We start from the raw sequence: 12,427 nt of genomic DNA, 5'->3' as shown, positions 1-12,427 counted from the left end.
TAAAAGTATGGTATACCAGTCATTTTTGATTAAGTACGCAGAGATCGGTACCAAGGGTAAAAACCGTTACCTTTTTGAGGATGCCCTGATCAAGCAGATCAAGAACGCGCTCAAAAAGGTAGAAGGTTCTTTCATTGCATCCAAGGAGTCCGGCCGTATCTACGTTCAGGCTCTTAGTGAGTACGATTACGATGAAGTGATCGAAGCCTTAAAAAAGGTATTCGGTATTGCGTGGATCTGTCCGATGCTGCAGCTTGAGGACAAGGATTATGAGAATTTAAAGAAGGTTGTTGTGGACTACATTGATCAGGCTTATCCGGACAAGCATTTTACCTTCAAGGTAGATTCCAGACGCGCGGACAAGAATTATCCGGTCCGTTCCGAGCAGATGAACTGTGATTTTGGTGAGGTGATCCTAAACGCATTCCCGGAGACCTCTGTAGATGTGCATCATCCGGATGTTCTGGTGCATGTAGAGATCCGCAAGGTCGTTAATATTTACTCCCTGATGATCCCGGGACCGGGCGGTATGCCGGTGGGCACCAACGGAAAGGCAACCCTGCTTTTGTCCGGCGGTATCGACAGCCCGGTGGCAGGCTATATGATCGCAAAGCGCGGTGTGAAGATCGATGCAGTTTACTTCCATGCTCCGCCATACACCAGCGACCGCGCAAAGCAGAAGGTGGTAGACCTGGCCAAGCTGGTAGCACGTTATTCCGGCCCGATTCCGCTGCATGTGGTAAACTTTACCGACATTCAGCTTTATATTTACGAGCAGTGCCCGCATGAGGAACTGACCATTATCATGCGCCGCTACATGATGAAGATCGCAGAGGAGATTGCAAAGAAGAGTGATTCCCTGGCCCTCATCACCGGCGAGAGCATCGGTCAGGTGGCATCCCAGACGGTTCAGTCCCTGGCTGCAACCAACGAGGTCTGCACCATGCCGGTATTCCGTCCGCTGATCGGCTTTGATAAGCAGGAAATCATTGATATTTCCGAGAAAATCGGAACCTTTGAAACCTCCATTCAGCCGTTCGAGGACTGCTGTACCATCTTTGTGGCCAAGCATCCGGTAACGAAGCCGAACTTAAATATCATTCACAAATCAGAGACTAAACTGGAAGAGAAGATTGATGAGATGGTACGGGCTGCGCTGGAGACAGAGGAAGTCATCTGGTGCGATTAAGTTTTCAAGCAAAAAAATAAGGATACTCCGGTCGGAGTATCCTTTTAAAAATCACGTAAGCGGAATTATTTGATGATGTACGGGGACAGGGTCTCCAGAATCTCATCGATACCAGCCTCAGCATGGATGTTTAAGTCGATCGGCTTGGAAAGATCCAGGCTGAAGATGCCCATGATGGACTTTGCGTCGATGACATATCTGCCGGATACCAGATCAAAGTCGACATCAAACTTGGTTAAGTCGTTTACGAAAGACTTCACTTTATCAATAGAATTTAAAGAAATACGAACTGTTTTCATGTGAGAAACCTCCTTAAATGGTTACCTTTTTAATCTTGGCGTAGGGATAAAATCTTCTTTCGCCTTATGATAAATTTTACAAACATATCGGGGGAAAGTCAATAGGGAGTTTCCATGAAATCAGGTTAAATATTTGTTAGGACAATAAAGGAGAATTATATGAGAACGGCAGCATTGCACAATCTGGGCTGCAAGGTAAATTCCTATGAAACGGAGGCCATGCAGCAGCTTCTGGAAGAAGCCGGATACGAGATCGTGCCCTTCCACGAAAAGGCCGATGTCTACATTATCAACACCTGTTCCGTAACCAATATCGCGGACCGCAAGTCCAGACAGATGCTGCACCGGGCTAAGAAGCAGAATCCGGATGCCGTGGTGGTTGCGGCTGGCTGCTATGTCCAGGCGGCAGCAGAGGAGCTGAAGGCGGATCTGGCAGTAGATGTCATCATCGGAAACAATAAAAAGCAGGATCTGCTTCCGATCCTGGAAGAATATTTCAAAGATAAGAGTGACAGCAGCCATGTGATCGAAATCAGCGAGACTCATGAGTATGAGCGCCTTTCCATCCACAAGATTGCGGATCATACCCGAGCCTTTTTGAAGATTCAGGATGGCTGCAACCAGTTCTGCAGCTACTGCATTATCCCATACACCCGCGGACGCGTCCGCAGCCGCAGACCGGATGAGGTTGTAGCCGAGGTGCGGGAGCTGGCAGCCGCGGGCTATCAGGAGGTGGTCCTGACCGGCATCCACTTAAGCTCTTATGGCGTGGATTTTAAGGAAGAGGAAAAGAAAGAAAACCTGTTAAGCCTGATAAAACAGGTGCATGAGGTGGAGGGAATCCGCCGCATCCGCCTTGGCTCTCTGGAACCGCGCATCATCACCGAAGAATTTGCGCAGGCACTGGCTTCTATGCCGAAGTTCTGTCCGCATTTCCATCTGTCCTTACAGAGCGGCTGCGATAAGACCTTAAAGCGCATGAACCGCCATTACACCACAGAGGAGTACGCTGCAGGCTGTGAGATCCTGCGCAGATACTTTGACAATCCGGCAATCACCACCGATGTCATTGTGGGCTTCCCGGGTGAGACTGAGGAAGAGTTTGAAGAGACAAAGGCATTTTTAGAGCGGATCGGCTTCTACGAGATGCACATTTTCAAGTATTCCAGACGTGCCGGAACCCGCGCGGACCGCATGCCGGATCAGATTCCGGAGCAGGTGAAGAGTGTCCGCAGCGAGATACTTTTGAAACTGGAAAAACAGATGTCAAAGGCATACCGTGAGAGCTTTTCTGGCAAGAAAAAAACGGTGCTTCTGGAAGAAAAAACCGAGATCGGAGGCCGTGCGTACATGATCGGCCATACTATGGAATATGTAAAAGCTGTGGTTCCATATGCAGATAATCTGAAAAATAAAATGACCGAAGGCATCCTGAAAGAGGCATTAAACGACGAAGTGTTGTTACTGGATAGTAGGAATTTTCTGAACTGAAAATTCCGTATGTTATCGTGGTGACAGCAGATTTTGCCGATTTGGAATGCGAAGCATCGGCAAAATCCGTTGCTGCTGAAAACAGCAGCAATGAAGTCCTCTTACTTGACGAATCATGGAAAGTAGTATAGAATATAAAAGAATAGTTAAAGGACGTGAAGAACATGGGCGAAATTCATAACACACAGTTTTTTAAAGCAGTACAGGAGAACAAAATGGATGTCAGCCAGGTTTTGGAACAGGTGTATGTGGCGCTGACGGAAAAAGGTTATAATCCGGTAAACCAGATCGTAGGTTATATTATGTCCGGAGATCCAACCTATATCACCAGCCATAAAGGTGCCAGAAGCCTGATCATGAAAGTCGAGCGTGATGAAATTCTGGAAGAACTGATGTCTGTTTACATTGATGCCAGATTAAAATAAAAGCTTGTGCCAGATATAACAAAAGATGCTTGCCAGCCATATCCGTCCGGAGAGGCTGGCAGTTTTGTGTATGATAGGAAAATTTTATGAGAATTTTAGGACTGGACTATGGATCCAAAACAGTAGGGGTAGCAGTCTGCGATCCGCTGGGCATGACGGCTCAGGGCGTGGAGACGATTACCCGGAAGGAAGAGAATAAGCTGCGCAAGACCCTTGCCCGGATTGAGGCCCTGGTGGAAGAATACCAGGTTGAAACCATCGTTTTGGGATATCCTAAGAATATGGATGATTCAATTGGGGAACGTGCGCTGAAAACAGAAGAATTTCGCAATATGCTGGTACGCAGAACCGGTCTGCCGGTTGTTCTGTGGGACGAGCGTCTGACAACTATTGAAGCAAATGAGATTCTGATCGAAAGCGGAGTACGCAGAGAAGACCGGAAAAAGGTGATCGACAAGATCGCGGCCACCCTGATCTTACAGTCTTATCTGGGCTCCCTTAAGTAAAAAAACAGGAGAGAGACCGTGATGGAAGAAAAAATTACCCTGCAGACCGATACTGGGGAATCTGTGGATTTTTATGTCCTGGAGGAGACCCGTATCAATGGAATGAACTACCTTTTAGTGACTGATTCCGAAGAAGAGGAAGACGGCGAGTGTTACATTTTAAAGGATGTTTCCAAAGCAGAGGACAGCGACGCCGTATATGAATTTGTAGAGAACGATGATGAGATGGATTATCTTTTTAAGATTTTCACGGAACTGATGGAAGATATGGAAGTAGAGCTTCAGAAATAAGCTTTTATGAAAATAGACTTGGAGGAAAATATTGAGCATGGAGAATCAGAACAATCAGAATGACAAACCGGCTGACGGATACGCTCAGGCACCGCAGCAGGAAGAAAAGTCCGTGCTGGCAGAGCTTGCAGAGTTTGTTTCCCGCAAGAAGGAGGCGGCGCAGAGCGTGAATGTACCGGCGGAAGCAAAGCAGAACGTGGAAAAAGCGCAGAATACAGCCAGTGCCGCAGATGAGGGCGGCAAAGCAGCTTCGGATGAAACACAGGAAGAAAAGAACGAGCGCCCGGTGAGAAATACCCGCAGCAGAGGTTCGAGAAGACCGAGAAATACAGCTCCGAAACGTGAGGAAGACGCAGATCCTTCTGAGAATGAGAAAACGCAGGAGGAAAGAAAGCCGAGAACTACAAGGGCAAGCCGCAGCGCGGCAGCCAGAACGGAAAAGGCGGAAAGACCGGCAAGAGGCGAGCGTGCAGCCCGCGGCGAAAAAGCAGAAAAACCGGCAAAGCCAGAGCGCGCGGCCAGAACAGAGAAACCTGCGAGAGCAGAGCGCCCGGTAAAGAGTGAGAAACCGGTCAGAGTTTCCAAAGCAAAGAATGTGCTTGCAGATACCAGTTCCAAGCCGAAGGTACGCATCATCCCGTTAGGCGGTCTGGAGCAGATCGGTATGAACATTACCGCATTTGAGTATGAGGACACCATTGTAGTGGTAGACTGCGGTCTTGCATTTCCGACGGATGATATGCTGGGTATCGACCTGGTCATCCCGGATGTTACTTATCTGGAGCGCAACATCGACAAGGTCAAAGGTTTTGTCATCACCCACGGACATGAGGATCATATTGGTGCGCTGCCTTACATTTTACAGAAGATCAATGTTCCGGTGTATGGCACCAAGCTGACCATTGCTCTCATTGAGAATAAGTTAAAAGAGCATAACTTAATGAAGAGCACCAAGCGCAAAGTGGTAAAACATGGTCAGTCTGTGAATCTGGGCTGTTTCCGTGTGGAATTCATCAAGACCAACCACAGCATTGCAGATTCCGCAGCGCTGGCTCTGTTTACTCCGGCCGGCATCATCGTGCATACCGGAGACTTCAAGGTTGATTACACCCCGGTATTCGGTGATGCCTTTGATCTGGCGCGTTTTGCTGAGCTGGGAAGAAAGGGTGTTCTGGCGCTTCTCAGTGATAGTACAAACGCCATCCGCAAAGGCTTTACTGCTTCCGAGCGTACGGTTGGAAAAACCTTCGATGCCATCTTTGCGGAGCATAAGAACAATCGTATTATCGTAGCAACCTTCGCATCCAACGTAGACCGTGTACAGCAGATCATCTTTACCGCTGAAAAATACGGACGCAAGGTTGTGGTAGAGGGCCGAAGCATGGTCAATGTCATCGGTACGGCCAACGAGCTTGGCTACATCAACATTTCCGATGGCACCCTCATCGAGATCGATCAGTTAAAGAACTATCCGGATGAGCAGACCGTGCTCATCACTACGGGAAGCCAGGGTGAGTCCATGGCGGCTCTGTCCCGTATGGCATCCGGCATGCACCGCAAGGTATCCATTAAGCCGAACGATGTTGTCATTATGAGTTCTACTCCGATTCCGGGTAATGAGAAGCAGGTAGCCAAGGTTATCAACGAACTGGCTATGCGCGGCGTTGAGGTGATCACCGAAGATACCCATGTATCCGGCCATGCCTGCCAGGAGGAGATCAAGCTGATCTACTCCCTGCTGCATCCGAAGTTCGCGCTTCCGGTACACGGTGAGTACCGTCACCTGGTGGCAAATCGTTCCATTGCAACGGCTATCGGTGTGCCGAAGGAGAACGTGCTCATCATGTCTTCTGGTGATGTTGTGGAAATCTGTGAGGATTCCTGCAAGGTTGTGGATCATGTGCAGCATGGCGGTATTCTGGTAGACGGACTTGGTGTGGGCGATGTCGGAAACATTGTACTGCGTGACCGCCAGAACCTGGCACAGAACGGTATCATCATTGTAGTCCTGACCCTGGAGCGTTACAGCAACCAGCTTCTGGCCGGACCGGATATCGTATCCCGCGGCTTTGTTTATGTAAGAGAGTCTGAGGATCTCATGGACGAAGCAAAACGCGTAGTAGATGACGCAGTTGCAGACTGTCTGAGCCGTCATGTGACTGACTGGGGCAAGTTAAAGAACATGATCCGCGACAGCTTAAGTGATTTTATGTGGAAACGTATGAAGCGGAATCCGATGATTCTGCCGATCATTATGGAGGTTGAATAGGCTAAAGATGAGCCATATCACCAGAGACATCAACAGGGTGACCGGAACGGTCATCGGAATTTCGGGAAAGCTGATCCTGTATGCCCTTGTGATCCTTCTACTTGCAGAGGGTGTCACAAGAGGCTATGCCTTCGGTCATTCCCTGTTTTATGAAAGCTCCGTGGAGCAGGCACCGGGCCGCGACATTGTGGTTACGATTCAGGACGGACAGAAGGATTCTGAAACAATTCACGAACTGAAAAAAGGCGGACTCATCGACAATGAACTTGCCATGCGGGTCCAGATGAAGTTCTACGATTATGAGATTCATCCGGGAACCTACACGTTAAATACCTCCATGTCATCGAAAAAGATGCTTCAGGTTCTGAATGAGAAGATCGAAGAAGGGGAGGACACGGCATCATGATGGATCAGGACCGGATCACCCAGTATATCCATTCCCTGGATCAGGGGCACGGCGCGTTCTGTGACCAGATCGCGAAAACGGCGAGAACCGGACGTGTGCCTATCATCCGGAAAGAAACGGCCAATTTTCTGCAGGCCATGGTAGCGGCAAAGCAGCCAAAGCGCATTCTGGAGGTAGGAACCGCTGTGGGCTATTCTGCCCTTCTGATGGCGCAGGTCATGCCGGAGGGAACGGATATCATCACCATTGAAAAATATGAGCCGCGCATTCCAGTGGCACGCCGTCACTTTGAGGAGGCGGGGCTTTCTGACCGCATTACCCTGCTGGAGGGGGATGCTGGGGAAATCTTAAAGGAACTGGATGGCTCCTTTGATTTTATCTTTATGGACGCGGCCAAGGGACAGTATATTCACTGGCTGCCGGATATTCTCCGGCTGTTATCCACAGGAGGCGTATTGTTTTCCGACAATGTGCTGCAGGACGGAGACATTATTGAATCCCGCTTTGCGGTGGAGCGCCGCAACCGTACCATTCACGCGAGAATGCGGGAGTATCTGTACACCCTGACCCATATGCCGGAGTTTCAGACCAGCGTGGTGCCGATCGGAGATGGCGTGGCGCTGAGTGTGAAACGGTAAAAAACTGAAATAGGAAAAATAGTATGAGAGACACAGAATTATTAATCCCGGCAGGCAGCCTGGATGTGCTGAAAACAGCAGTCATCTACGGTGCCGATGCCGTATATCTGGGCGGTGAGGCCTTCGGTCTCAGAGCCAAAGCAAAGAATTTTACCAACGAAGAGATCAAAGAGGGCATTGCCTTTGCCCATGAGCGGGGCGTCAAGGTCTACATTACCGCCAACATTCTGGCGCACAACGATGATCTGACCGGTGTGGAGCAGTATTTTGAGGAGTTAAAGGACATCTGCCCGGACGCCCTCATCATTTCGGATCCGGGTGTGTTCGCCATCGCAAAGCGTGTACTGCCGGATATGGAGCTGCATGTCAGCACCCAGGCCAACAACACCAACTACGGAACCTATCTGTTCTGGCACCAGCTTGGCGCAAAGCGTGTGGTATCTGCGAGAGAGCTTTCCTTAAAGGAAATCAAGGAGATCCGTGCCCACATTCCGGAGGATATGCAGATTGAGAGCTTCATTCACGGAGCTATGTGCATTTCCTATTCCGGCCGCTGCCTGCTGAGCAATTTCCTGGTGGGAAGAGATGCCAACCAGGGTGCCTGCACCCATCCGTGCCGTTGGAAATACTCGGTTGTGGAGGAGACCAGACCGGGTGAGTATATGCCGGTTTACGAGAATGAGCGCGGCACCTACATTTTCAACTCCAAGGATCTGTGCATGATCGAGCACATTCCGGAGCTGATCGATGCCGGTATCGACAGCTTCAAGATCGAGGGTCGCATGAAGACCGCACTCTATGTGGCAACCGTGGCCCGCACGTATCGCAAGGCCATCGATGATTACAAGAAGGATCCGGCCCTGTACCAGAAAAATATGGAATGGTACAAAGCGGAAATTGGCAAATGCACCTATCGGGAATTTACCACCGGTTTTTACTTCGGAAAGCCGACCACCGACAGCCAGATCTACGACAGCAACACCTACGTCAAGAACTACACCTATCTCGGCACGGTAGAAGAAGTACGGGAGGATGGCTGCTGCCGCATTGAGCAGAAGAACAAGTTCTCTGTGGGTGAGCAGATCGAGATCATGAAGCCGGACGGCCGCAATGTCCTGGTTACCGTGAAAGGCATCACCGATGAGGATGGCAATGCTATGGAGAGCGCGCCGCATCCGAAGCAGATCTTATGGGTGGACCTTGGAAGTGAAGTCAGCCCGTACGATATTCTGAGAAGAAGTGAAATGGAATAAGAGTTGAATTGGAGCCCTGGCGAAAGCCGGGGCTTCTGGCATTTTTAAACATAACACTGTATACATCTCGACTTTAACGCGTTGGAGTGTTATACTGAAAACCAGCTGATGAAAATGTTTCGCAATAGGAAGCATCATCCGAAAGAATATGACCAGATAAGGTCGAAACAAACGTTAAGATAGGAAAGGCTGTGTAGCATGAAGATTATTGTGTGTATGAAACAGGTTCCGGCAAGCTCCAAGGTTGACATTGACCCAGAGACCGGCAATCTTAAGAGGGGAAGCGCGGGACAGCGCACCAATCCATATGATCTCTACGCGCTGGAGTGCGCGCTGCAGATCCGCGAAAAAACCGGAGGCACCGTTACGGTGCTGACCATGGGACCGGGCCAGGCTGAGAGCATGATCCGGGATGCCTACAGCATGGGGGCTGATGAGGGCGTCATTTTAAGTGACCGCAAGTTTGCCGGTTCCGATGTGCTGGCAACTTCCTATGCCTTATCTCAGGGAATTGAGATGCTGGGCGGCGCAGATCTGATTCTCTGCGGACGCCAGACCACAGATGGCGATACGGCCCAGATTGGACCGGCCATTGCTGAGCATTTACATATTCCGCACTGCGCCTGGGTATCTGCCATTGAGGAGGCAGATGAAGAGCAGATTACGTTAAAACAGGATTTTGGAAGCGTGACCCAGATTTCCCGGATGCATTATCCTTGCCTGGTTACTGTGGACAAGGATATTTGCGTTCCGAGACTTCCATCCTGGCGTCTGAGCAAAGAGACGAAAGACCGACCGGTGCGCGTGGTAACCTTTGATGATCTTCCAAGACCGGATCTGACCCGTTTTGGTGCAGTCGGCTCTCCGACCCGGGTTGAGCGCATCTTTGCGCCGGAGGCAGGGGCAGCCAGTGTGGTACTGGCGGGAACGGCAGCAGAAAAGGCAGACCAGCTGGCAAAGCTGCTGGCAGAGCGAAAATATATCTGATCGGAGGAAACGACTATGAAGTTATTGCGATTTGATCCGGAGCTCTGCACCCTTTGCGGAGCCTGTATCGATAAATGCCCGTTTGGTGCCATCACCATGGAGAAAACGGGAATCACGTTAAATGAAAACTGCCGGATGTGTGGTGTCTGTGTGAGACAGTGCCAGAGCAAGGCACTTTATTTTGAGCAGAAGGCTGGCGGAGAGGACAAGAGTACCTGGAATGGCATCCTGGTCTATGCGGAGCAGGAGCGCGGCAAGGTGCATCCTGTGGTTTTTGAGCTGATCGGGGAAGCAAGAAAGCTGGCAAAAAAAGTGGGCTACAAGGTCTATGCGGTCATGGTAGGAACTAACGGAACTGCGGAGAATGCCAAAGAACTTCTGCCATACGGCGTAGACGAAGTGTTTGTTTATGGGCATGAGGGCTTCGCCGGATTCAAGGCAGACTGCTATGCGGATGCTGTGGCAGACTGCATCTCCAAACTGCGTCCGTCGGTGGTTCTGGTTGGCGGAACTTCTCTGGGACGTTCCCTGGCACCGCGTCTTTCTACCCGCTTCCACACTGGCCTGACCGCAGACTGCACGAAACTGGAAATGAAATCCAACACCGATCTGGTGCAGATACGTCCGGCATTCGGCGGAAACATCATGGCCCAGATCGTCATCAGCGAATCCCGTCCGCAGTTTGCTACGGTCCGCTATAAAGTCATGGACCGGGCGGAAAAGGTGGAGAAACCGTCTGGTAAAGTTACCATCTGCAATGTATCAGAGGATATGGTTCGTTCCCGCATCGAGGTACTTTCCGCGAAAGTACTGGAGCATGTACGCTCCATTGAGGAGGAAGATGTACTGGTGGTTGCAGGACGCGGCGCAGGAAAAGCGCTGGATCAGTTACAGGAGCTGGCAGAGCTTCTGGGCGGCCAGCTGTGCTTTACCCGTCCCATGGTTGAGGATGGATACGGAGATACCGCCCACCAGATTGGTCTGTCCGGACGCACCGTAAAGCCGAAGCTGATCCTGACCTTTGGTGTATCCGGCGCAATTCAGTTTACCGCCTGCATGAACAGTGCGGAATGTATTGTCGCAGTCAACAATGACCCTGAGGCACCGATCTTTAATATTGCGGATATCGCTATCAAGGATGATCTGTATGCTGTGCTGCCGGAGTTTTTAAACGATGTAAAAAACAGAAAGGACGGTGAGTGATATGCCGTTTCCATACAAAAAAATGACCGAAGAGGATTTCGCTTACCTCCGCGGAGTGACCGCGCCGGAGCGTGTCTGGGTCGGTGACGAGATCGCGAGAGAATATTACCATGATGAGATGCCGGAGTACGGCGTGTTCCCGCCGGAGCTCTACGTGGAAGTGCTGGATAAACAGGAAGTCAGCAGGATCATGAAATATGCCTGGGAGCAGAATATACCGGTGGTTGTCCGCGGAGCCGGTACCGGCCTTGCGGGAGGCGCAAACTGTAAGTACGGCGGCATCCTGCTGTCCGTCATGAAAATGAATAAGATGGTCTGCCTGGATAAGGCCAACATGACTATCACGGTGCAGCCGGGCATGCTTCTGACCGAGGTGGCAGCAGCTGCAGCGGCAGAGGGCCTGTTCTATCCGCCGGATCCGGGCGAAAAGACCGCGTCCATCGGCGGCAATGTCATCACCAATGCAGGCGGCATGCGTGCGGTCCGCTATGGACTGACCCGGGACTTCGTCCGCTGCATCGAGGCGGTGCTGCCGGATGGAGAGATTGTCCAGTTCTCTTCCAATGTGGTAAAGAACACCACTGGTTACGATATCAAGGATCTGGTGATTGGTTCTGAGGGAACCCTGTGCATCCTCACGGAAGTAACCTTAAAGCTGATGCCGGCACCGAAGTTTACCCGCACCCTGGTGATGCCTTTTGAAAACCTGGAAAGCTGCATCGACATGGTGCCGCGCCTTCTGCAGATGGCAGCCGTTCCAACCGCCATTGAGTTTTTGGAGCGGGAACTGATCGACATCGTGGAGCGCAACCTTCACAAGCTGCTTCCGGTAAAAGAGGGCGATGCCGTGCTGATCGTTATGTACGACGCGGGCAGTGAGCAGGAACTCTTATCCGCCTGCACCGAGGCATCCGATGCGGCCCTGGAAGCCGGAGCCATCGACGTTTACATTGCCGACACGCCGGAACGTATCGCGTCCGTATGGTCTGTGCGTGGAGCAATTCTCGAGGGCATGAAGGCCGAGAGCGTAGCACAGGAGGAGTGCGATGTGGTTGTACCGCGGGCAAAGATCGCGGAGTATGTACGCCTGGCAAAGGGCATCGGAGCCAAGTACGGCATCCGTGTAGAGCCCTGCGGCCATGCTGGCGACGGAAACATCCACACCGAGATGCTGCGTGACGCCTCCATGAGCGACGAAGACTGGATCAAAGGAACCAGAGCCTGCCTCACCGAACTCTACGGCGTATCCAAGCAGTTCGGCGGCCAGCTGTCCGGCGAACACGGAATCGGAAACGGACGTCTTGAATACTTAAAGCCGTTCGTGGGAGACCGGATGTATAAGCTGTATCAGTCCATCAAGCTGGCGTTTGATGAGAAGCTGATATTGAATCCGGGAAAAATCATCACCTTTGAGGAATAAAAATTTAAGAGCAATAGCAATAAAGGTCCGAAGCCGGTAATCCCGGCATA

At 50.9% G+C, this 12,427-nt stretch carries 13 protein-coding genes; 12 read left to right on the top strand and 1 reads right to left on the bottom strand.

The window, feature by feature from the left end; all coding sequences use genetic code 11:
- Nucleotides 1–7: 7 nt before the first annotated feature.
- Nucleotides 8–1,189, top strand: a complete 1,182-nt coding sequence (gene thiI / locus DWY84_RS14315; RefSeq protein WP_118534029.1) for a tRNA uracil 4-sulfurtransferase ThiI — start codon at nucleotides 8–10, stop codon at nucleotides 1,187–1,189.
- A gap of 65 nt (nucleotides 1,190–1,254) precedes the next feature.
- Here the strand turns inward: thiI and DWY84_RS14310 are convergent, their stop codons facing one another.
- Nucleotides 1,255–1,488 carry an HPr family phosphocarrier protein gene (locus DWY84_RS14310; protein ID WP_118534028.1) on the bottom strand — a complete coding sequence of 78 codons (234 nt, stop codon included), beginning with the start codon at nucleotides 1,486–1,488 and terminating at the stop codon, nucleotides 1,255–1,257.
- 159 nt (nucleotides 1,489–1,647) lie between these two features.
- Here DWY84_RS14310 and mtaB point away from each other — a divergent pair, with 159 nt between their 5' ends.
- The 11 genes from mtaB (at nucleotide 1,648) to DWY84_RS14255 (ending at nucleotide 12,377) form a co-directional block, all read left to right on the top strand.
- Nucleotides 1,648–2,979, top strand: a complete 1,332-nt coding sequence (gene mtaB, locus DWY84_RS14305; protein ID WP_118534027.1) for a tRNA (N(6)-L-threonylcarbamoyladenosine(37)-C(2))-methylthiotransferase MtaB — start codon at nucleotides 1,648–1,650, stop codon at nucleotides 2,977–2,979.
- Nucleotides 2,980–3,143: 164 nt separating this feature from the next.
- Nucleotides 3,144–3,404, top strand: coding sequence for an IreB family regulatory phosphoprotein (locus DWY84_RS14300; protein ID WP_118534026.1), 261 nt, complete (start codon nucleotides 3,144–3,146; stop codon nucleotides 3,402–3,404).
- An 86-nt stretch (nucleotides 3,405–3,490) separates the two neighbouring features.
- Entirely contained in the window at nucleotides 3,491–3,910 is a 420-nt protein-coding gene (gene ruvX / locus DWY84_RS14295) for a Holliday junction resolvase RuvX (RefSeq protein ID WP_118534025.1), read from the top strand.
- Nucleotides 3,911–3,931: 21 nt separating this feature from the next.
- Entirely contained in the window at nucleotides 3,932–4,201 is a 270-nt protein-coding gene (locus DWY84_RS14290) for a DUF1292 domain-containing protein (RefSeq protein ID WP_118534024.1), read from the top strand.
- Between the two features lie 595 nt (nucleotides 4,202–4,796).
- Complete coding sequence (locus DWY84_RS14285) at nucleotides 4,797–6,470, top strand: ribonuclease J (protein WP_243024874.1); 1,674 nt, start codon at nucleotides 4,797–4,799, stop codon at nucleotides 6,468–6,470.
- Entirely contained in the window at nucleotides 6,463–6,876 is a 414-nt protein-coding gene (locus DWY84_RS14280) for an aminodeoxychorismate lyase (protein WP_243024871.1), read from the top strand. Before DWY84_RS14285 ends, DWY84_RS14280 begins: the two co-directional genes overlap by 8 nt.
- On the top strand, nucleotides 6,873–7,514 hold the full coding sequence (locus tag DWY84_RS14275; protein ID WP_118534022.1) for an O-methyltransferase: 642 nt from the start codon (nucleotides 6,873–6,875) through the stop codon (nucleotides 7,512–7,514). Before DWY84_RS14280 ends, DWY84_RS14275 begins: the two co-directional genes overlap by 4 nt.
- A 23-nt stretch (nucleotides 7,515–7,537) precedes the next feature.
- Nucleotides 7,538–8,767 carry a U32 family peptidase gene (locus DWY84_RS14270; protein ID WP_118534021.1) on the top strand — a complete coding sequence of 410 codons (1,230 nt, stop codon included), beginning with the start codon at nucleotides 7,538–7,540 and terminating at the stop codon, nucleotides 8,765–8,767.
- A 198-nt stretch (nucleotides 8,768–8,965) separates the two neighbouring features.
- Nucleotides 8,966–9,754, top strand: a complete 789-nt coding sequence (locus DWY84_RS14265; protein ID WP_118534020.1) for an electron transfer flavoprotein subunit beta/FixA family protein — start codon at nucleotides 8,966–8,968, stop codon at nucleotides 9,752–9,754.
- A gap of 15 nt (nucleotides 9,755–9,769) precedes the next feature.
- Entirely contained in the window at nucleotides 9,770–10,957 is a 1,188-nt protein-coding gene (locus tag DWY84_RS14260) for an electron transfer flavoprotein subunit alpha (RefSeq protein WP_118534019.1), read from the top strand.
- Between the two features lies 1 nt (nucleotide 10,958).
- On the top strand, nucleotides 10,959–12,377 hold the full coding sequence (locus tag DWY84_RS14255) for an FAD-binding oxidoreductase (RefSeq protein WP_118534018.1): 1,419 nt from the start codon (nucleotides 10,959–10,961) through the stop codon (nucleotides 12,375–12,377).
- Nucleotides 12,378–12,427 lie beyond the last annotated feature (50 nt).

It is taken from the genome of Clostridium sp. AF27-2AA (assembly GCF_003478505.1).
Classification (GTDB): Bacteria; Bacillota; Clostridia; order Lachnospirales; family Lachnospiraceae; genus Brotaphodocola.
This window is presented reverse-complemented; position numbering and strand designations above follow the sequence as displayed.

Coding starts and splice junctions, on each gene's coding strand:
- thiI (WP_118534029.1), top strand. CDS start 8: ATGGTATACCAGTCATTTTTGATTAAGTACGCAGAGATCGGTACCAAG.
- DWY84_RS14310 (WP_118534028.1), bottom strand. CDS start 1,488: ATGAAAACAGTTCGTATTTCTTTAAATTCTATTGATAAAGTGAAGTCT.
- mtaB (WP_118534027.1), top strand. CDS start 1,648: ATGAGAACGGCAGCATTGCACAATCTGGGCTGCAAGGTAAATTCCTAT.
- DWY84_RS14300 (WP_118534026.1), top strand. CDS start 3,144: ATGGGCGAAATTCATAACACACAGTTTTTTAAAGCAGTACAGGAGAAC.
- ruvX (WP_118534025.1), top strand. CDS start 3,491: ATGAGAATTTTAGGACTGGACTATGGATCCAAAACAGTAGGGGTAGCA.
- DWY84_RS14290 (WP_118534024.1), top strand. CDS start 3,932: ATGGAAGAAAAAATTACCCTGCAGACCGATACTGGGGAATCTGTGGAT.
- DWY84_RS14275 (WP_118534022.1), top strand. CDS start 6,873: ATGATGGATCAGGACCGGATCACCCAGTATATCCATTCCCTGGATCAG.
- DWY84_RS14270 (WP_118534021.1), top strand. CDS start 7,538: ATGAGAGACACAGAATTATTAATCCCGGCAGGCAGCCTGGATGTGCTG.
- DWY84_RS14265 (WP_118534020.1), top strand. CDS start 8,966: ATGAAGATTATTGTGTGTATGAAACAGGTTCCGGCAAGCTCCAAGGTT.
- DWY84_RS14260 (WP_118534019.1), top strand. CDS start 9,770: ATGAAGTTATTGCGATTTGATCCGGAGCTCTGCACCCTTTGCGGAGCC.
- DWY84_RS14255 (WP_118534018.1), top strand. CDS start 10,959: ATGCCGTTTCCATACAAAAAAATGACCGAAGAGGATTTCGCTTACCTC.